Here is a 19,317-nt window from a genome sequence, read left to right as displayed (position 1 = left end):
TTTTCTAAATGGTCTAATTCCTTGTTTATTTTTTTGAGCAAGTGCAATAATGACCTGGTTAGTGGTGTACGCCTTTTATTGGTCTTTCTTCGCATTTTACTATAACTGGTATAGCGTCTTTTCCATTTTAAATATTTGGTGCGTGGTAATTTTAACTTTAATGCTTTACAGATTATTTTCATTTGGACAAAACTCCAATGAACAGACTCCCAAAGCAACTTTTGGTCTGTTGGAAAACGAACCTCGCTCTTATAGCAGGTAGCATCTGTAAAAATACATTCTTGCTCTTTTATGTAAGTAGACCAATGGCTAAATAATGTTTTTTCAACCTTCTCTATATTTAAAATAGTAGATAGTTCACAGCGTATTTGACTCACGATTTTATAGTTCGTCAAACGATGGTGCCCTAAATGGATATCACAAAAAAATTGATAATCAATATTGGCATTGAGTTGCTCAATCAATCTTTTATCGGAACAACAAGCATAGTGCTTTAAAAACATTAAGGCTAGTTTGCCTTTTGGACTAAAATAATTCTTAGTGCCCTTGACAGATTCTTTAATCTTAAAGACCAAGACCAACTCATCCCAAGGAATGGCAGTATATATTTTACCTAAATCACTTGATAAAAACTTTTACCTAAATCACTTGATAAAAACTGATTGAAATAAATATCAAAATTCTCTAATGGACTTAAAAATGAAAAATTGTGCTGTAAACTGGAGATTCTTCGTATTTTAGACATACTTGATAAATTAAAACCCCGTTTTTTGAGTGTTCGGCTCGTTTTCGGGGTTTTGTTTTATCTAAAATACAACTTATTTTGCTGAATATCAAGTATTTGAACTACTTCTGAAAGTGCCTAATTAGAGGTAAAAATACGTAAAATTTACAATTCTGGGAAATCTAAAAATGCAATCTTGTAACTATTGAAATTTGGAATTGATGTGAAAGAAGAGGGATTATTTTCAAGATTCCTAAAAAGTAATAGAGGGCAATCATATCTTATTTTTATTCTTTCTAAATGAATATTATCGTAACTTTCTTACTCTTATTCAGAATGAAAGTTTAATTAATTCATATGCAATTCTATGGAAGATAAAAACCAAGGATCGGCATCTAAACCGACAAAAGGTATAACCAGGCGGAGTTTCATCCGAGGGGCAGGATTATCTACTGCAGGCAGTGTCTTATTAACTTCAAATGCACTTGCTTTTGATTATAAAGAACAGGCTACAGTTGGTAAAGAATTTGGACCTGATGCCATTACCATAAAAATGAAAGTCAATGGTATTGTGAAGTCTTTAAGTGTGGAACCGAGAACAACATTGGCTTCCGCTTTAAGAGACCATTTGGAGCTTACAGGAACAAAAGTTGTTTGTGATCGGGGCTCCTGTTCAGCATGTACCGTTTACGTTGATGGAAAACCTGTGAATTCCTGTATGATGTCAGCTTTTGATGTTGGCGAGAAGGAAGTTACCACCATTGAAGGTATTGCTAAAAATGGTGAATTGCATCCTGTACAACAGGCGTTCATTGAGCATGATGCTTCCCAGTGTGGCTACTGTACACCGGGGATGGTAATGTCTTGTGTGCATCTTGTAGAAAACAATGCAAACCCTGATTTGGAAGATGTGAAAAATGCCACGCGTGGCAACCTTTGTCGTTGCGGTACTTACCCCCATGTCTTTAAGGCCACTTTGGCAGCTTCAAAAAAAACAATTTAAAATGGATACTAGAAAAGAAAAATTCCCGCACGGTATTCCGGGGCATAATTTAACCGAAATAGAGAGGGAAATACCTATTGAAGAACCACCGGTATGGCCGGTCAATGATGAATTAAAAGTAATTGGCAAAAGGGTCACAAGAATAGATGCCCTCGAAAAAGTGACCGGTAAGGCAAAATATACTTCTGATATTAAATTGCCGGGGATGCTCTACGCTAAGATGTTGCGTTCCAATGTCCCCCATGCGGTTATTACATCAATAGATATTTCCAAAGCGGAAAGCCTGCCCGGGGTACATGCAATTCACCTTATTGAGAATGTCCGGAAAGAGGGCGAAGAAAATAACAATGGGAAATATCCGATGGTAAAATATGCGGGTCAACCTCTGGGAGGTGTTGCTGCCGAGAGCCTGGAAATAGCCAAAGATGCCATTTCATTGATTAAGGTGAACTACGAGGAGAAACCCTTTGTGATAGATATTGAGGCTGCGATGGAACTCAACGCACCCATTGTGTTTGATGAACCAATTACCCAACAGGAAGATGGTGGAGATGTAGGCGAAACTCACGATGGGAGTAAAGGGGAAGGTAATGTCAGGGGTCCGTCTACCAGTAGTTTTTTTGGTGGACCCAGAGGTGATTTGGAAGAAGGTTTCAAAGAAGCGGATGTTATTGTGGAAAGGACGTATCGCACACAGGTACATACACACATGCCCCTGGAGACCCATGGCGTGGTGGTGGACTGGAATCCAGACCATATGATGGTTTATGCTTCCACACAGAATACCAATGCGGTCAGAAATGAAATGGCTAGTATCTTTAATTTACCAAAAAGTAAAGTAAGGGTATTCTGTGATTTTATGGGCGGTGGATTTGGCGCAAAACACAGTGCCGGAAGCTTTGGGCCCATGGCTGCAAATCTTGCAAAAAAAACAGGAAGACCGGTGTGGTTAATGTTAGACCGACAAGAAGAGCATATTGCTGAAGGAAACCGTCCTAATTCTATTCAATCCCTGAAAATTGGAGCCAGGAAAGATGGTACTTTGACTGCCATTCAGCAACGTTCCCATGGAACAGCTGGTGTAAACCTGGGCGCGGGAGTGGGGCGAATTGCTCAAATCCTGTATCCCTGTCCAAATTTTGCGACCGAACAATATGATGTTTTGACCAATGCAGGACCGGGAGCTGCCTGGCGTGCACCTGGTAATGTTCAGGGTGCTTTTGGACTAGAACAGGCTATTGATGAATTGGCGGAAAAGCTAGAAATAGATCCATTGAAATACAGGGATCTAATTGATAAAAGTGAAGTGAGAAAAGTAGAGCGGCAGCGCGGAGCAAAACTTTTCGACTGGTCTCGTCGCCAGGCTGCAGGCAGTGGCAAAGGGGTAGTAAAGAAAGGTCTGGGTGTTGGCCAATCTACATGGCCGAGATTTGTAACACTCGATTCTTCGGTTGAAGTTAAAATCCATAACGACGGCGGGGTTGAGATCCGGTCCAGCGTTCAGGATATAGGAACAGGTACTAAAACCATCCTTGCTCAGGTGGTTGCTGAGGAATTAGGCCTTCCGGTGGCTGCTATTACTGTTAATATTGGCGATACTTTTTTCCCGGTTGGCCCGGGTTCAGGGGGAAGCGTAGTAACCGGTTCCATTACGCCTCCGGCTCGTAATGCTACCTATGAAGCCAAAAAAGCATTATTGAAACTGGTTGCCAAAAAATGGGAAACAGATTCTTCAGAATTGTTTATTGAGGACGGTCAGGTAGGCAGCAAAAAAGATGCCGGTCTGAAAATGCCTTTTAAAGAGGCAACCAAATTAATGCGTACAAGCCAGATCAGTAAAATCGCCAGCCGATCTAATGATTATGGTGGTTTTCAACAACCCTGGGGCCTGGCATATGGGGATTTGGGTTCTGTGCAGTTTGCAGAGGTCAGTGTTAATACCGATACAGGCTTTGTCCGGGTAGATAAGATAGTAGCTGCTCATAGTTGTGGACGACCACTCAATTTAGGGCAATTGGAAAGTCAGATTAACGGGGGAGTCATCCAGGGCGTATCCTACGCTTTATATGAAAACAGAGTGATGGACAATGGCACCGGTCATATGATGAATGCCAATGTGGACCAATACAAGGTGCCGTTTTCTATGGAAATCCCGGAAATTGAAACCCTAATTGTAGAAGAATATGGAGCACGTTCCTCTACGGACGCATATGGTATTGGAGAACCCGCCAATATAGCAACGGCTGCGGCAATCGCCAATGCGGTTTATAACGCCATAGGAGTGAGGATTTATGAAATACCCATTACTCCTTCAAGTATTCTTAAAGCATTGAATAAAGTCTCTTAAAAACATAGAAATGAATAAATTTAGTTGGTATGAAGCCAAATCCCTTGAAGATGCCCTTCAACAGGTGAATTCAACAGTGTCCGAACAGCTATATGAGCATTCAGGCAAAGCATCGGTATTCAAATCCGGCGGTGTTGATGTGTTTGACCTGGTAAAGGAAGGTTTGCTTAAACCTGAAAAAATTATCAATATCCGTAACATCCCAGGTCTTGATAAAATTGGTTATGACCCTAAAAAAGGACTGAGTATAGGATCGAATGTTACACTTGCCGAAATGGCTTCCAATCCGGATATAAAAACAAACTACCTGGCGCTCCATCAGGCAGTAAACCATGCTGCTACCCCCCAATTGCGAAATATGTCGACTTTGGGAGGTAATATAGCGCAGCGCAACCGCTGCTGGTATTTTCGTTCTGCTGACCACGAATGTTTTCGCAAAGGGGGCGATCGTTGTTTTGCCCGCCACTCTGATACAGGTGAAAATGAAAATCACGCTATTATCGATAATGGATCTTGTGTAAGCGTTCATGCTTCTTCCATAGCAACTGCACTAATGGCTTTTAATGCAAGTGTTGTTATTGTCAATGAAGAAGGGGAAAAGAAAGAAGTTCACATGGACGATTTCTTTGTCACTGCCGGAAAGGATATCGCAAAGGAAAACATCCTTCAGGCAAAAGAAATTATAACAGAAATTATTCTACCGGCACCTTCCAAAAACACAAAAAGCGCTTATATTAAACAAGTGGCCCGCGAATCGTATGATTGGTCTTTGGGAGATGTAGCGGTTGTTCTGGAGGTTTCAGGGGATACCTGTCGCACAGCGAGTATTGTACTTGGAGCTGCTGCTCCGGTACCGTATCGGTCTCTGGAGGCACAACAGGCAATTGAAAAAAAGACAATCAATAGTGAAAATGCACTGGCAGCAGCAGAGGCAGCTATGTCCAAAGCCCGGCCATTGACGAAAAACGGCTACAAAGTTCCACTGTTTATAACTACAATTAAGCAAGCAATTTTAGAAATATCATAATATGGACAATAGTAAACCAGGCAATTTGAGCATTTGCAAATTTCTCAGGGCCAGAAACCCTTATGGAATGATGGAAGGCGGGGAAGATCCGTGGCTCTTATTAGATGACGCCAACACTATTAGCTGGTGTATCAATTCCGCAGGAGCAATGGGTCCGGATAATGGTTTGGTATCCCCCATGGAATGCAAAAAAGGGCGTAGTTGTTTCGTTTCTCAGCAAGCTGATACTATTTGATGGGAATAATTTGAACGGTACCCAAACAGACTACAATTTGTTGATTATTTAAAAGGCAGGTAGTAGATGTTTAACCAAACCGGCTTATGAAAAGGGATTCACCTTGTGCTTCCCAAAAACCCCCGATCATTCAAATGTAACTTCCAATCCTGTTGGGATTCACTTCGTGCATCCCTAAAAAGTAATCCCGGGCAAGCATAAAAACCAACACAAGCTGGCGCTTGTCTGTTTTGTGATCCCTCAACCTATTTCAGTTATACACACCGCTTATCTAAAGAAAAAAATGAATTGAAACATCCCGATAGTTATCGGGGCACGCGCAAAGTTTTGAGGTGAGGATTTGGGACAAGTTTAAACTCCAATGATTGCCAAAAATAATTGCTTTATGGAACTTCCTAAAGACCAGGATATATTCAATGGTTAAGTGATGGCAAGCAGGGCATCATAAAAAGTTAATCATACTGATCTTCATCATTTTATAATTTATTTTTCGATAATATTTTTGACTAGTATTAGCATATCATTGGTAAGTTTTTCCTATTCTTTCCAGTTCTCCCATTCGATATCGCGCAGAGTCAAACCTATAACCTGTATAATTGTTGGATTTGTAATAACTAAAGAACTATGAAATATAATACGATTATTATCGGAGGAGGCTTAGCCGGCCTGACTGCCGGAGCTACGCTTTCAAAATTTGGAAAGAAAGTACTCCTTTTGGAGCAACACTACAAACCTGGTGGTTGTGCAACTACCTTCAAGCGAGGCGATTTCATCATTGAAGTTGGCCTGCATGAAATGAGTGGCCTGGCAGAGGGCGGCAATATTAGGAGAATTTTCAAAATGCTCGATGTGGACAAGCACGTTCAGTTTGAGAAGGTACCCGAATTCTATGGTGTACTTTCAGATAATGAGGACTTTGTTTTTCCACATGGTTTTGATAAAGCTACTAAAGCCCTCGTCAGTAAGTATCCTGATGAGAAAAAGGCCATAAAGAAATTTATGAAATTGATAGCAGGTATTAGAAAGGAAGCACACAGTTTGCCTCGCAATCCATTAGTAAGCAAATTGATATATCCGCTTATGCCCTTACTTTACCCCAACTTGGTAACAGCAACACGACACACGGTGGGGTCCTGGTTAGATAAACACATCAGAAATGAAGGTCTAAAACTTGACCTTACAGCACATATTGCTTACTGGGGCGATGATCCGTACACCTTGTCTATGTTCTATTTTGGCCTGCCGTTCTCTGGTTTTATTGAAAGCGGAGGACATTTTATAAAAGGGGGATCACAAAAGCTTTCTGATTATCTCGCGGCATACATTGAAAAGCATGGCGGTACAGTACTATTAGGGAAAAAAGTAGAGAAGATCATAACTGAAAAAGGTAAGGCCTCGGGAGTCACATTTAGAGAGGTTTATAACAAAAATGAAGAGCCTATTACTATTACCTGTGATAATGTGGTGGCTAATGCACCCATGCCAACGGTACCTGCTTTACTGGATGAGCCTTACGCAAGCGCTCTTAAGGAAAAGATCGGTTCGAACCCTGATTCAGTCTCATTATTGTGTATGTACTTTGGCTTTAAGGAAAAACTAGATCGTTTTGGTGTTAAATACTATTCAAATTATATACAAGGGGATGATATAAAAAGTCTCAAAGATGTACATCCGAATCAGCTAGGTGATTGGAAAAAACGTAGTTTCATCTTTGTAGATTATGAAAAGGTCGATGCCGGATTGGCACCATCGGATAAAGCTGCTGGTGTGATCTGTACTGTAGCTTATCTGAAAAACTGGGAAAACCTTAGTCATGATGACTACAAGGCAAAAAAAGAGGAGGTAGCCCAGATCTTACTGAAGCGCCTCGAAGAGAAGTTTCCGGGTATTTTGGAAAGCATAGAATATTACGAGGTATCTACCCCGAAAACTATCAAGCGGTATACCTCTAATCCCAGTGGAGCAGTTTACGGTTTTGCTCAAACCTTGCAATTAACAGCTTCTAAACGATTTAGAAATAATTTCTTGATTCCAAACCTCTATTTCGCGTCGGCTTGGGCTTTTCCTGGCGGTGGCTTTGAAGGTAGCATTACGGGCGGGTTTTTAGCTGCACTGCAGATGAATAAAGACAAAATATGGTCGGAATGTGATGACGAAAAGTATGTGGACAAGAGAGTTGTTGCCCTTTCAGAGCGCAAAAAGTTAGATGACAAAACGCTCGAATTGAGCTTTGAAAAACCTCCCGGATTTCAATGTCAGAAAGGACAATATTCCATTCTCAATCTCACAAACCCCAAGGTAACCCAACTGGACCTTCCCTATCGATGGCTTCCTGTTAATTCGAATGGTGAGGAAGATTACTTAAAGTTTCAAATTGATTTGGATGGCAGCAGCTTTTCTAAAAGTTGTGAGGGTATCGATATTGGTGATCAGGCTTTGATATTTGGTCCTATAGGCTAGTTTAATTTTATTATACCAACATCTAAAACAATGTATTATGAACGGAGCAATTTTTTTCTCAGGTAAGTACGGTAGTACAGAGCAATATGCCAACTGGATTGGCGAAGCCACAGGATTTCCTGTATTTGACATTAAGGATCCCAATGCCGATCCGTCAAAGTACGAGTATCTGATATTGGGCAGTTCAATTCTCTATTTTAGGCTGTCTATCCGAAAATGGGTAAGGGCAAATTTACCTATGCTTAAAGCCAGGTCCAAAATCTTGTTTTCGGTCTCCGGTGCCGGGCCAGGCGATAAACTCAACAGATGGGTTGCTGCTTCCCTTCCTTCCGGGCTGGCTTCACAAATGGAGCATGTAGGCCTTCCAGGCAGGTTGGACCATTCGAAAGTTAGTTGGTGGGTTCGGAAGATGCTTTGGATAGGTTCCCTAATAAATCCAGATCCCGAAGCCAGAAAAGATGAGCGCTATGGGTTTGACTATGTTGACAAAGAAAGCATAGAACCTATATTAGAAATGGTAGGGCAATTCAAACGCAGTGAAGTGTCAGTATACCAATAAGTGAAATCTAAGTTCTGATAGAAAATTGAAATGCCCAATGCTTAAATTCAGTAATGATGGATAAAAAACTAAAAATAGTGGCAATCTGCGGAAGCCCGCACAAAGGGAATACTTACAACATTCTTAAACTGCTTAAACAAAGTAATTCTGAAATAGATTTCAAGATTCTTATGCTTTCTGAATTAAATCTGATGGATTGCCTTGGTTGTTATTCATGCATCAATACTGGAGAAGAAAATTGCCCTCTTAAAGACGATCGTGGTATGATCATCGAAGAAATGAAAGCTGCTGATGGTACTATATTTGCGTCTCCTACTTATGCTAGAACCATTAGCGCGTTGATGAAGAAATTTGTAGAACGAACAAGCTATCTTGCTCATAGACCAGTGTTCTTTGGAAAATACGCTATGGCGCTTACTACCTGTGCAGGATTTGGGGCCGACCTAACCTGTAAATATTTAAATGAAAACTTCACTCAAAGTGGATATAACTTTGTGTCATCCCTGGAACTTAAGGTAGCAACAAAATCTAAAAATGAAACAGATCATAATCGTTTGCAGGCATTAAATGGATATGAAGAGCTTCTTAATGCAATTAAGTCACATGAGAAATTCGAACCTTCATTAGGCCAATTGGTGTACTTTAATATCTTCAAATCTATTTCAGAATGGAATAAATTGAAAGGATGGGCTGATTACAATTTCTACAAGGACAAGAAAGATTTCTATAATGACATCAAAATTCCCTTTGTTAAGAATAAAATAGCTAAGTGGATTGCAGGAAGAGAAACTAAGAAGTTGATGGCGAATAGATAGCGTTTTATATAAATGCAAGAATCATCGAAATAGATCGGTAAAAAATTGAATAATTAGGAAGAAGTTTTTTCATATGCAGAGCAGATGAAATTCCATGCATTCAACCCAAGCTGGTGCTTGACTGTTTTTTGATCCCTCGGTCACTGCATTCTAAAAGGGATTCACTTCGTGCATCCCTAAAAAGTAATCCCGGACAAGCATAAAAACCAACACAAGCTGGTGCTTGTCTGTTTTGTGATCCCTCAATCAATGGATTTTGAACGGGATTCACTTCGTGCATCCCTCAAAAGTAATCCCGGACAAGCATAAAAACCAACACAAGCTGGTGCTTGTCTGTTTTGTGATCCCTCAATCAATGGATTTTGAACGGGATTCACTTCGTGCATCCCTCAAAAGTAATCCCGGACAAGCATAAAAACCAACACAAGCTGGCGTTTGTCTGTTTTGTGATCCCTCAATCAATGGATTCTGAACGGGATTCACTTCGTGCATCCCTAATGACACATACTGCAAATGTAACTTCCAATCCTTGCAGGATTGACACCTTAAAACTAAAAATCCCAAACAAGCGAGCTTGATGGGATTTTATCTTTAAGCTGTAACGAAGTTACGCTTGATTGCGGAGGAAGAGGGATTCGAACCCCCGGAGGTGTGACCCTCAACAGTTTTCAAGACTGCCGCATTCGACCACTCTGCCATTCCTCCCTTAGCGAGCGCAAATATACTAACCTTTTTGATTCCTAAAAAAGTTTGTTGTCGATTTTCTTCTGCCGTTTATAGTATTATTAATTTATGACATCTTATTTTTGCCCAATGGAAGAATGGTATCATTATGTACTGCTCATACTGGTTGGATTTGTAGTAGGTTTTATAAATACAGTGGCGGGTGGAGCATCTCTAATTTCATTGCCTTTTTTGATTTTTTTGGGATTGCCTCCCAGCGTGGCTAACGGAACAAACAGAGTGGCAATTGCAATACAGACCGCAATCGGTGTTGCCGGATTTAAAAGCAAGGGTGTCTCTACCTTTCCTTTCAATATTTATTTGGGGATCTCAGCACTTTTCGGGTCTATATTGGGCGCAAGCATTGCCGTTGATATTAAAGGTGAGACCTTCAACAAGATTTTAGCTATTATAATGCTCGCCGTGGTATTGATTATTGTCTTTAAGCCCAAAATAAGTATGCAGGATATGACAGAACGGCTTACCGGCAAATATCTATGGATTGGTATACTGGTTTTCTTTTTTATTGGAATTTATGGTGGGTTTATTAATGCGGGAATTGGCTTCGTAATTCTCTTGTTTCTGCATTATTTTAACCATATGACCCTGGTAAGAGCCAATGCAACCAAAGTGGCCGTGGTGTTTATATATACTCTTTCTGCCCTGGCTGTTTTTATTTTTAACGATAAGGTAATATGGAAAGTTGGACTGGTTTTGGCTATAGGAAATGGGGCAGGAGCTTGGCTATCCAGCAGAATTTCAGTAGGTAAAGGCGATGGGTATGTAAAAATGTTTTTGGTAATTATGGTCATAGTAATGGCAATTAAATTATGGTTTTTTAATTAAAAGGAAAATGGCAGATATAATAAAGGATTTGGAATGGCGCTATGCGGTAAAGAAGTTTGATTCTTCTAAAGTGATAGAAGATTCCAAACTGGAAAGAATAAAAAAGGCATTTAATCTTACTGCTACTTCTTATGGATTGCAACCCATAAAAATGGTGATACTAAAAAATAAGGAACTGCAGGAACAATTGGTTGAGTTTTCATTTGGCCAGCAACAGGTTGCCCAGGCTTCACACCTTCTGATTTTTTGTATAGAAAAGAATATTGATGCCGAATATATTTCGGGTTATTTTAATAAAGTAAAGAAAGTCAGGGGCACAAGTGATTCTGTTTTAGAACCATTTAAAGATGCATTGGTAAGTGAATTTTCGAAAATGGATGCAAATGAAATTCAACAGTGGGCAACGAATCAGGCCTACCTTGCCATGGGAAATTTGCTAACAATATGTGCCACAGAACAATTAGATGCCTGCCCTATGGAAGGTTTTCTTCCTGATCGTTATGATCAACTATTGAATCTTAACTCAAAAGGGCTGAGGTCTGTACTCGTTCTGCCCATAGGATATAGGGCAGAGGACGATATGTTTTCCGGTTTAAAGAAAGTCAGGCGCGATATGGAGAATAGTATTATTTATATATCTTAGAAGCAACAATTGTATAAAGAAAAAAAGAAATCAACAACATATAAAATCAACGATAACTATGCCAGGTTTTGAACTATTTGGGGATAAAGAAAGAAATGAAGTCAAGGACGTATTAGATTCCGGAGTACTAATGCGCTACGGGTTTGACGGCATGCGAAACGGTCACTGGAAAGCACAGCAACTTGAACAAAAAATAGCTGAACGCATGCAATCAAATCATGCCCAGCTGGTTAGCAGTGGTACTGCAGCATTGACAGTTGCCCTTGCAAGTGCAGGAATAGGCGCCGGCGATGAAGTTATAATTCCCAGTTTCACATTTGTGGCCAGTTTTGAAGCTATCCTTGCTCTGGGTGCAATACCTGTTATGGTTGATATTGACGATACGCTTACTTTAGACCCCAAGGCTGTTGAAAAAGCAATTGGACCAAATACCCGTGTTATTATGCCGGTTCATATGTGTGGCTCTATGGCCGATTTAGGTGCCCTGCAGGAAATTTGTGACAGGCATAAACTTCTTTTGCTGGAAGATGCTTGCCAGGCTATTGGAGGAACCTATAACGGGAAACCCCTGGGAAGTATAGGAGACCTTGGTTGTTTTTCATTTGATTATGTAAAAACAATTACCTGCGGCGAAGGTGGTGCCCTCATCACGAATAATGAAACTTTTTATAAGAATGCGGATCATTATTCAGATCATGGCCACGATCATGCAGGGAACGACAGGGGGGCAGAAAGCCATCCTTTTCTTGGTTTTAATTATCGAATTTCTGAATTGCATGCTGCGGTTGGATTGGCTCAAATTGATCGCCTGGATGATTTTCTTGCAATACAGAAGAAAAACTATACCATATTGAGAAATGCCCTGGAGCCAATAGATGGAGTGAGCTTCAGAAGAGTTCCTGAGGGTGGGGTGGAGAATTATTCATTCTTGAATTTTTTCCTTCCATCGGAGGAAATTACCCGAAAAACCCATGCTGCTTTGGGTGCCGGAGGTGTTGATGCATGTTTTTACTGGTATAATAACAATTGGCACTATTATAAAAAATGGGATCACCTTAGAACCATGAAATCCCTGGCGCCGGTGGCAAAAGAAGTCCTTGATGGCATTCCGGATTATCCAGAGGCCCATTTTAAACAATCAGATCATTGGATGGGAAGAACTATATCCTGCCTCGTAAAACTGAGCTGGGGTGAGGAAGAAGTTGTAAAAAGAGCTGAAAAGATGGCCTCAATAATAAAAAACCAATTATAGGCTTTATTTAATAGGGGGAATATTCTACAATCTCAAGGCCATAACCAACGATACCAACCCTTTTGGCCTGATCACTATTGGTCATAAGTCGCATTTTGGTAATATTTAAATCGTGCAGGATTTGTGCTCCAATCCCAAAATCACGGGTATCCATTTCTATTTTGGGAGCCTTAATAATGCCATTTTTCTGATTTTCCTGCAATCCTTTTAAACGTTTAAGGAGATTATAAGACTGGCTTTGTTGATTTATAAATACGATAGCTCCCTTACCTGCCTCATTAAGGGCTTTAAACATATCGTCTAATTTCTTGTCCGCGTTATGGGTAAGTGTCCCAAGAATATCATTATTTACCAAAGTAGAGTTTATTCTCGTAAGGACAGGATCGTCTAGCTCCCAGCTGCCTTTTGTTAGTGCCAGATGAACCTGTTCATTGGTAGTTTGCTGATATGCATGCAATGTAAAATGTCCGAAACGGGTTTCTATTTCAAATTCCTCTCGTTTGATAATCAGGCTATCGTGTCGCATTCTATAAGCAACCAGGTCTTCAATAGATACCAGTTTAAGATCGAATTTTCTTGCAACTTCCACAAGATGTGGTAATCGGGCCATAGTGCCATCTTCATTTAATATCTCAACAAGTATCCCGGCTGGTTCAAAGCCGGCTAATCTTGCAAAATCTACCGCAGCTTCTGTATGTCCGGTTCTTCTTAAAACACCACCATTTTTTGCCCGTAAAGGAAAGATATGTCCCGGTCTGCCTAAATCTTGTGCTTTAGTAGTTTTATTTACCAGAGCCTTTATTGTTTTTGCCCTGTCCTGAACGGAAATACCAGTGGTACAACCATGTCCTATTAAATCTACGGATACCGTAAATTGTGTGTGATGCAGCACCGTATTGTTCTCTACCATCATGGAAAGATCCAGATCCCTGCAGCGCTCTTCCGTAAGTGGAGCACAAATAAGTCCGCGTCCATGTTTAGACATGAAATTGATCATTTCGGGTGTAACCGCTTCGGCAGCAGCAATAAAGTCGCCTTCATTCTCCCGGTTTTCATCATCCACCACAATAACCACTTTTCCATTTCGAATATCTGAAATGGCTTCCTCAATAGTATTTAATTGAATCTTATCTTCCATAGGTTCAATCATGACGACTTAACTTTAATGTGCTTTTTAAAGAATTCTTTTATTTTTTCTATCCCATGACCAAAATCCATTAGTCCCCTGTCTGCCGTTGCTCTTTTGGTCAAAAATACGCCCAAAGGTAACATTATTAGCGTAGAAAGCCATGCACCAAATATGGGATGAATATTTCCTTCTTTTGCATAATTACCAGCAAATACTCCGATAAAATAATACGTTAAAAAGAGCGTAATTGCAATGACCATGGGCAAACCAAGTCCTCCCTTGCGAATAATGGCTCCTAAAGGGGCGCCGACAAAAAAGAGGATTATACAGGAAAGCGCAAGGGCGAATTTTTTATGCAAAGACAAGATATGCATGTTATATATTTTATATCTCCGCTGCAATTCTTCTTTTTTACCCAATACAGAATTCAAGATATTGGATATTGCATTTTTTGCGGCAGTAACTATATGGATTTTTCTATAATCCTTATAAAGATCCAGTGCATTACCTGTATATACTGTATCTTTCTTTACAGCTGCTATTTCCTTTTTTTTGTTGCTTAAAACTGTATCCAGAGCGGTTATTGGCTGTTCGCTTTTTTGTGTAGTGTCCGCTGGTATTGGTGGAAGAAAAGCACCCATTCTGTTGGTTATATTTTTGGAAAAGGCTGCAACTATTTTTACGTTGTTTTCTTTTAAAGAATCTATATCCTTATTTAGCCTGGATACATTTTTCATTTTGTCCGTGCGTACATTACGCTCTTCTTCCAGATCCTGGGTATTCTGCGGGATTTCAATATTTATGGTATACGTCTCAAAGGCAGAGCGGGCAAATGGGGATTTATCCTTGCCTGAACCACTTTTAGCTTCAATTTCTTCGTAGTAATGACCATCGGAGAGCACCAATTGTATGATATCAGATCCCTGACTGCTTCTCAGTTCTCCGGTTTTGGCCTTTATAACGGTATTGTTTTTCTCAAGATTCGTCTTTTTGTGTATGACTACTTCCTTAAGGTATTTATCATTCTCACCGTACTTTTGATCTACTTTGATATTAAATCCTTCAACGTCACTAAACACGCCTTCCACAATTACAGCTGCAGGCTTTACTTTTGCTATGTTTCTTCGAAGGTTATATATTTTTTGCTCAGAAGCAGGAATAACACTATTGGCAAAGAAAAAAGTTACACCACCAAGAATTACCACTAAAATTATCAGAGGCAGCATAGCGCGTTGCAGGGAAATCCCGGATGCCTTCATGGCGGCAAATTCATAATTTTCGGCAAAAGACCCAAAAGTTAAGATTGAAGAGAGCAGCACTGTTAAAGGCAGTACCTTTTCGGTAAGGTTTGGCAACAGGTAAAAAAGGAATTTACCAATTATTATTATATCCAGGCCTTTACCCGCGAGATCATCAATAAATAGCCAAATCGTCTGAAATATGAAGATAAACATCAAAATCAGGAACGAACTAAAAAAATTATAAAGAAAACGACTTAAAATGTACTTATCTAAAATGCGCAATGGTCTAGTTTCTTATGATGTAGTACCCTTCTTCCTTGTACTTGTTTTCATCAAAAGTAAATAAGGTTTTTGATAATGGCTGATTAGTTTTAAAAGAATTAACAGTAATAGTGGTTACCGTCCCATTATTACCGGTCTCAATCAGTTTGTATATATGTTTGGTTTCCACATCAATTCCCAGTAGAATTGATGTAATTTCAGAGTCAGTATCAATAGGTATAAGCTTTACAAACTGTATTTTACGCCCCTGTACGTTCTGCAATATGTCCCATTCATAATTATGACCTGTTTTATAAAAAGTCAGCATTTTGGAAGGTGTAATGGTATTTTCGCCATCGGTTTTATCTTCAATAGTAACTTCCTCATTTTCCGGGACAATGGTGTATACCTTACTGCCATCATATAATTGTTGTGATCCGAGATAATTAAAAAGGTACTTTTCGCCTTGCAGTGTGACATCTCCACGGGTCTCCTGATCTACATCGGCCTCCGCATTATGCAATGCAAATTTGAAGTCTACCTCAATATTATCATAACTCATAACCTTCGAATATACCTCATCCAGAAGTGCTTTGGCTTTGTCTGATGATTGGGCACGGGCTACAAAAACCGTGAAAAGAAATGTAGCGATAAGAATTGAATATTTCATTTTTAATTTATTTCATTACTTAATAACTGATCCAAAGCATAAATATCAGAAACTAATACCTGCCTGGCTTTACTGCCTTCGAAGGGTCCGACGATTCCGGCTGCCTCTAACTGGTCTATAATTCTGCCGGCCCTGTTGTATCCTAATTTTAACTTGCGTTGTATAAGCGAAGCAGAGCCTTGCTGCGCATTAACAATTACCTCCGCAGCCTCCCTGAACATCGCATCCCGGTCAGAAATATCATAATCAATACCTGTGCCAGAATCGTCACCAACATATTCAGGTAATAGATGCGCTTCGGGGTAGGCACGTTGCGATCCGATAAATTCTGTGATCTTGGCCACCTCAGGCGTGTCAACAAATGCACATTGAAGCCTGGTAATATCATTTCCCTGTGTAAAAAGCATATCGCCCCTTCCAATTAGCTGATCCGCTCCCTGAGTGTCCAAAATTGTCCGTGAATCTATTTTTGAAGTCACCCGGAACGCAAGTCTGGCTGGAAAATTTGCCTTAATTAAGCCGGTAATAACATTAACGGAAGGTCTTTGTGTTGCGATTACCAAATGAATACCTATAGCCCTTGCCAACTGTGCCAACCTGGCAATCGGAGTTTCTACCTCTTTCCCTGCAGACATTATCAGATCAGCAAATTCATCAATAACCAAAACTATATAAGGCAAAAATTTGTGGCCGTCATTTGGATTTAACTTTCTGGCCTTAAATTTAACATTGTACTCTTTAATATTTCTAACCATGGCCAGTTTCAGCATTTCATAACGGTTGTCCATTTCTATGCACAAAGAGTTTAAGGTGTGTATGACCTTGGTATTATCCGTTATTATAGCCTCTTCGGAGTCTGGCAGTTTGGCCAAATAATGCCTTTCAATTTTATTGTATAAAGTAAGTTCTACTTTTTTTGGATCAACAAGGATAAATTTTACTTCTGCCGGATGCTTCTTGTATAGCAATGAAGTCAGAACAGCATTCAAACCCACAGACTTACCCTGACCTGTGGCACCGGCCATTAACAGATGAGGCATTTTTGCCAGATCTACGACAAAGGTTTCGTTGCTGATAGTCTTGCCAAAAGCTATGGGCAATTCCATTTCAGCCTTTTGAAATTTGCTGGATGCTATGACAGAACGCATGGAAACAACAGAAGGGTTTTTATTAGGAACTTCAATACCTATAGTACCCTTGCCCGGTATCGGAGCTATAATTCTAATACCCAAAGCTGCCAGCGATAATGCAATATCGTCTTCCAAATTCTTTATCTTGGAAATTCGCACTCCGGCAACCGGCACAATTTCGTATAAGGTAACTGTTGGTCCGATAGTAGCTTTTATCTGGCCTATGCCAATCTTATAATTTTTTAAAGTCTCAACAATCTTGTTTTTATTTTCCTCAAGCTCTTCCTGATTTATAGTGATGCCACCGGAAGTTCCGTGCGGATCCAGCAGGTCGAGATGTGGAAACTTGTAATTAGCCAGCTCCAGGGTGGGATCAAATTCACCGAAATCTGCAACCAACTTTTCAGAGAGAATATCCTTTTCTTCTTTTTCTTCGGTAATTTTCTCAACTTCCATTTTGATAGTGTCTTCCTCCTCAGCTGCTTCAGAAGCTGCCTCTTCATTTTCTGTTTTGTCTGCTTCAGTAACCAAAGGTGGAATGTCCTCTTTATGGGTATAGGTATCAACAACAATTGGAAGCTCTTTATCAGTATCAACCGGGATCTCTTCGCCACCAGCATTTTGAAATTCAGTAGCAAGGGATTTTGATTTACGCTTAAAAAAAGCTGCAATATCTTCCGGAGAGAACTTAAACAGTCGAACAAGAATTACGATCAGCCCAAAAACAAGAAGTAACAAAACGCCTATTTTACCAGTATAGTCCTGCAAAAAATCGTTCATTTCATAACCTACCAGTCCACCTAGCAAAGGGCGCTCGTAAGCGAAAAAACCCATCGCTATGGAGATCCAAATTACAAATACCAGTCCCCAAATCCATTTGCTCAATAACCCCTTTTTATCCAGGTTCAAAAACATATATAAACCTGTCAGGCACAGAAGAATGGGAAATATAAAAGACGCAACTCCAAACCCTCTGTACATAAAGAAGTGGCTAACACTTGCTCCGAATTTATTCAGCAAATTATTTGCCTGCTCATTTCTGTCTGCAAATTCGGTAAGAAGACTTTGATCTGCCTGCCATGAGAAGTAAAAAGAAGTAAATGAAAAAAAGAGGGCAATACTGAGAAGCACTAAGAGGCTACCCAGAATTATTTTATTTTGTTTGGACAACTTAAAAGAAAACCCTTTTTTACTGGAAGCAGGCTTTGATTTTGTTCTCTTCTTTGCCATTTAATAATCTATTCTTTGGGGTAAAAATACAAATTTACGCAGGAAGGGCTATCCACTAAGGGCTTAAATAATTTTTGGCAGATAGATGATAAGACCAACTATGGATGCAGCCAGTGATACAAGCATAACAGCGCCTGCAGATATATCTTTGATAAATCCAATTTTCTCATCGAATTCGGGTTGTATGTAATCTGACATTTTTTCAACTGCTGTATTTACCCCTTCAATACCGAGAACCAGGGCAATAGCAAATATTTGTAAAATCCATTCTGTGGGTGAGATCTCAAAATAAAATCCGGCAACGGTCATGATAATTGCAATGACTACCTGGACCTGAATACTACTTTCCGTGCGGACTAAAAACCAAGCCCCCCGGAAAGCGTACCCAATACCTTTTATCCTGTCTACAAGCAAATTATCCTTAGGCATCCATCAACGCTTCAAGAGCGGCTTTGTAGTTTGGTTCCTCAACAGTTTCCTGAACCTGTTCTGTATGAATTACTGTACCCTCTTCGTTCAAAACTATAATAGCTCTGGAAAGCAATCCCTGAATAGGACCATCTATATATTGCAGCCCATAGGATTTCCCGAAATTCCAATCCTTGAAATCAGACAGTGTTTCAACATTGTCTATACCTTCAGCCGCACAAAATCTATTCATTGCAAAAGGCAAATCTCTGGATATACATAAAACCACTGTATTATCTAATTCTGCAGCCTCCGTATTGAACTGGCGAACAGAATTTGCGCAGGTTCCGGTGTCCAGGCTGTGAAATACATTCATTACTACTTTCTTGCCTTTATAATCAGATAGGGTAGCATTAGACAGGTCGCCTTTTGTTAAATTGAAATCAGGGGCAGCACTCCCAATTTCAGGAAGAGTTCCAGATGTGTTAATTTCATTTCCCTTAAGTGTTACAATAGCCATTTTGATATTTTTAAAATTCTGTGTGAAATTAAAAAATAAATGATTGAATTAACAGGGGAATCCAACAAAAAGTTGAACTAATTTCCATTAAAAT

General features: G+C 39.9%; 16 protein-coding genes, 1 tRNA gene and 1 pseudogene. 10 read left to right on the top strand and 8 right to left on the bottom strand.

Annotation, left to right across the window (positions count from 1 at the left end):
* Nucleotides 1-503 (bottom strand): annotated as a pseudogene (locus tag G504_RS18535) (hypothetical protein); the annotation flags it as partial.
* A 588-nt stretch (nucleotides 504-1,091) separates the two neighbouring features.
* Here G504_RS18535 and G504_RS0109570 point away from each other — a divergent pair.
* From G504_RS0109570 to G504_RS0109540, 7 genes are all read left to right on the top strand, one after another.
* Nucleotides 1,092-1,727 carry a (2Fe-2S)-binding protein gene (locus tag G504_RS0109570; RefSeq protein WP_019669952.1) on the top strand — a complete coding sequence of 212 codons (636 nt, stop codon included), beginning with the start codon at nucleotides 1,092-1,094 and terminating at the stop codon, nucleotides 1,725-1,727.
* Nucleotide 1,728: 1 nt separating this feature from the next.
* Nucleotides 1,729-4,074, top strand: a complete 2,346-nt coding sequence (locus G504_RS0109565) for a xanthine dehydrogenase family protein molybdopterin-binding subunit (RefSeq protein ID WP_026348488.1) — start codon at nucleotides 1,729-1,731, stop codon at nucleotides 4,072-4,074.
* A gap of 10 nt (nucleotides 4,075-4,084) precedes the next feature.
* Nucleotides 4,085-5,101 carry an FAD binding domain-containing protein gene (locus G504_RS0109560; protein ID WP_019669950.1) on the top strand — a complete coding sequence of 339 codons (1,017 nt, stop codon included), beginning with the start codon at nucleotides 4,085-4,087 and terminating at the stop codon, nucleotides 5,099-5,101.
* A gap of 1 nt (nucleotide 5,102) precedes the next feature.
* Nucleotides 5,103-5,336, top strand: coding sequence for a hypothetical protein (locus G504_RS0109555; protein WP_019669949.1), 234 nt, complete (start codon nucleotides 5,103-5,105; stop codon nucleotides 5,334-5,336).
* Nucleotides 5,337-5,960: 624 nt separating this feature from the next.
* Nucleotides 5,961-7,796, top strand: coding sequence for a phytoene desaturase family protein (locus G504_RS0109550; RefSeq protein ID WP_019669948.1), 1,836 nt, complete (start codon nucleotides 5,961-5,963; stop codon nucleotides 7,794-7,796).
* A gap of 37 nt (nucleotides 7,797-7,833) precedes the next feature.
* Nucleotides 7,834-8,355 carry a flavodoxin domain-containing protein gene (locus G504_RS0109545; protein WP_019669947.1) on the top strand — a complete coding sequence of 174 codons (522 nt, stop codon included), beginning with the start codon at nucleotides 7,834-7,836 and terminating at the stop codon, nucleotides 8,353-8,355.
* A 53-nt stretch (nucleotides 8,356-8,408) separates the two neighbouring features.
* Nucleotides 8,409-9,170: a flavodoxin family protein gene (locus tag G504_RS0109540; RefSeq protein WP_019669946.1), complete on the top strand. Its 762-nt coding sequence runs from the start codon at nucleotides 8,409-8,411 to the stop codon at nucleotides 9,168-9,170.
* Between the two features lie 620 nt (nucleotides 9,171-9,790).
* Here G504_RS0109540 and G504_RS0109530 read toward each other — a convergent pair.
* Nucleotides 9,791-9,875 (bottom strand) — tRNA-Ser (locus G504_RS0109530).
* Between the two features lie 108 nt (nucleotides 9,876-9,983).
* Between G504_RS0109530 and G504_RS0109525 the strand changes: the two genes are divergently transcribed.
* Genes G504_RS0109525 through G504_RS0109515 form a run of 3 tightly spaced genes read left to right on the top strand, consistent with a single transcriptional unit; the run spans nucleotide 9,984 to nucleotide 12,634 of the window.
* A complete protein-coding gene (locus G504_RS0109525; protein ID WP_019669944.1) occupies nucleotides 9,984-10,739 on the top strand; it encodes a sulfite exporter TauE/SafE family protein in 756 nt (251 codons plus the stop codon).
* Between the two features lie 7 nt (nucleotides 10,740-10,746).
* Nucleotides 10,747-11,382: a nitroreductase family protein gene (locus G504_RS0109520; protein WP_019669943.1), complete on the top strand. Its 636-nt coding sequence runs from the start codon at nucleotides 10,747-10,749 to the stop codon at nucleotides 11,380-11,382.
* A 58-nt stretch (nucleotides 11,383-11,440) separates the two neighbouring features.
* Nucleotides 11,441-12,634 carry a DegT/DnrJ/EryC1/StrS family aminotransferase gene (locus tag G504_RS0109515; protein ID WP_019669942.1) on the top strand — a complete coding sequence of 398 codons (1,194 nt, stop codon included), beginning with the start codon at nucleotides 11,441-11,443 and terminating at the stop codon, nucleotides 12,632-12,634.
* Between the two features lie 7 nt (nucleotides 12,635-12,641).
* On the opposite strand, the gene ribB is transcribed toward G504_RS0109515, so the two are convergent.
* The 6 genes from ribB to tpx form a co-directional block, all read right to left on the bottom strand.
* Nucleotides 12,642-13,784 (bottom strand): 3,4-dihydroxy-2-butanone-4-phosphate synthase, encoded by a 1,143-nt coding sequence (ribB, locus tag G504_RS0109510; RefSeq protein ID WP_019669941.1) that lies wholly within the window; start codon nucleotides 13,782-13,784, stop codon nucleotides 12,642-12,644.
* Nucleotides 13,781-15,217 carry an LptF/LptG family permease gene (locus G504_RS0109505; RefSeq protein WP_019669940.1) on the bottom strand — a complete coding sequence of 479 codons (1,437 nt, stop codon included), beginning with the start codon at nucleotides 15,215-15,217 and terminating at the stop codon, nucleotides 13,781-13,783. Before G504_RS0109505 ends, ribB begins: the two co-directional genes overlap by 4 nt.
* A 73-nt stretch (nucleotides 15,218-15,290) precedes the next feature.
* A complete protein-coding gene (locus tag G504_RS0109500; RefSeq protein WP_019669939.1) occupies nucleotides 15,291-15,935 on the bottom strand; it encodes a LolA family protein in 645 nt (214 codons plus the stop codon).
* Nucleotides 15,936-15,937: 2 nt separating this feature from the next.
* Entirely contained in the window at nucleotides 15,938-18,295 is a 2,358-nt protein-coding gene (locus G504_RS0109495) for an FtsK/SpoIIIE family DNA translocase (RefSeq protein WP_019669938.1), read from the bottom strand.
* Between the two features lie 63 nt (nucleotides 18,296-18,358).
* Nucleotides 18,359-18,724 (bottom strand): diacylglycerol kinase family protein, encoded by a 366-nt coding sequence (locus tag G504_RS0109490; protein WP_019669937.1) that lies wholly within the window; start codon nucleotides 18,722-18,724, stop codon nucleotides 18,359-18,361.
* Nucleotides 18,717-19,223 carry a thiol peroxidase gene (gene tpx, locus G504_RS0109485; protein WP_019669936.1) on the bottom strand — a complete coding sequence of 169 codons (507 nt, stop codon included), beginning with the start codon at nucleotides 19,221-19,223 and terminating at the stop codon, nucleotides 18,717-18,719. The genes G504_RS0109490 and tpx overlap by 8 nt, the downstream gene beginning before the upstream one ends.
* Between the last annotated feature and the right edge of the window lie 94 nt (nucleotides 19,224-19,317).

The sequence above is a fragment of the Eudoraea adriatica DSM 19308 genome (assembly GCF_000382125.1).
Lineage (GTDB): Bacteria > Bacteroidota > Bacteroidia > Flavobacteriales > Flavobacteriaceae > Eudoraea > Eudoraea adriatica.
Note: the sequence above shows the minus strand (reverse complement) of the source record. Positions and strands in the feature narration are given on the sequence as shown.

Coding starts and splice junctions, on each gene's coding strand:
- G504_RS0109565 (WP_026348488.1), top strand. CDS start 1,729: ATGGATACTAGAAAAGAAAAATTCCCGCACGGTATTCCGGGGCATAAT.
- G504_RS0109490 (WP_019669937.1), bottom strand. CDS start 18,724: ATGCCTAAGGATAATTTGCTTGTAGACAGGATAAAAGGTATTGGGTAC.
- G504_RS0109540 (WP_019669946.1), top strand. CDS start 8,409: ATGATGGATAAAAAACTAAAAATAGTGGCAATCTGCGGAAGCCCGCAC.
- G504_RS0109550 (WP_019669948.1), top strand. CDS start 5,961: ATGAAATATAATACGATTATTATCGGAGGAGGCTTAGCCGGCCTGACT.
- G504_RS0109525 (WP_019669944.1), top strand. CDS start 9,984: ATGGAAGAATGGTATCATTATGTACTGCTCATACTGGTTGGATTTGTA.
- G504_RS0109545 (WP_019669947.1), top strand. CDS start 7,834: ATGAACGGAGCAATTTTTTTCTCAGGTAAGTACGGTAGTACAGAGCAA.
- G504_RS0109505 (WP_019669940.1), bottom strand. CDS start 15,217: ATGTTTATCTTCATATTTCAGACGATTTGGCTATTTATTGATGATCTC.
- G504_RS0109520 (WP_019669943.1), top strand. CDS start 10,747: ATGGCAGATATAATAAAGGATTTGGAATGGCGCTATGCGGTAAAGAAG.
- G504_RS0109515 (WP_019669942.1), top strand. CDS start 11,441: ATGCCAGGTTTTGAACTATTTGGGGATAAAGAAAGAAATGAAGTCAAG.
- G504_RS0109555 (WP_019669949.1), top strand. CDS start 5,103: ATGGACAATAGTAAACCAGGCAATTTGAGCATTTGCAAATTTCTCAGG.
- ribB (WP_019669941.1), bottom strand. CDS start 13,784: ATGATTGAACCTATGGAAGATAAGATTCAATTAAATACTATTGAGGAA.
- G504_RS0109560 (WP_019669950.1), top strand. CDS start 4,085: ATGAATAAATTTAGTTGGTATGAAGCCAAATCCCTTGAAGATGCCCTT.
- G504_RS0109495 (WP_019669938.1), bottom strand. CDS start 18,295: ATGGCAAAGAAGAGAACAAAATCAAAGCCTGCTTCCAGTAAAAAAGGG.
- tpx (WP_019669936.1), bottom strand. CDS start 19,223: ATGGCTATTGTAACACTTAAGGGAAATGAAATTAACACATCTGGAACT.
- G504_RS0109500 (WP_019669939.1), bottom strand. CDS start 15,935: ATGAAATATTCAATTCTTATCGCTACATTTCTTTTCACGGTTTTTGTA.
- G504_RS0109570 (WP_019669952.1), top strand. CDS start 1,092: ATGGAAGATAAAAACCAAGGATCGGCATCTAAACCGACAAAAGGTATA.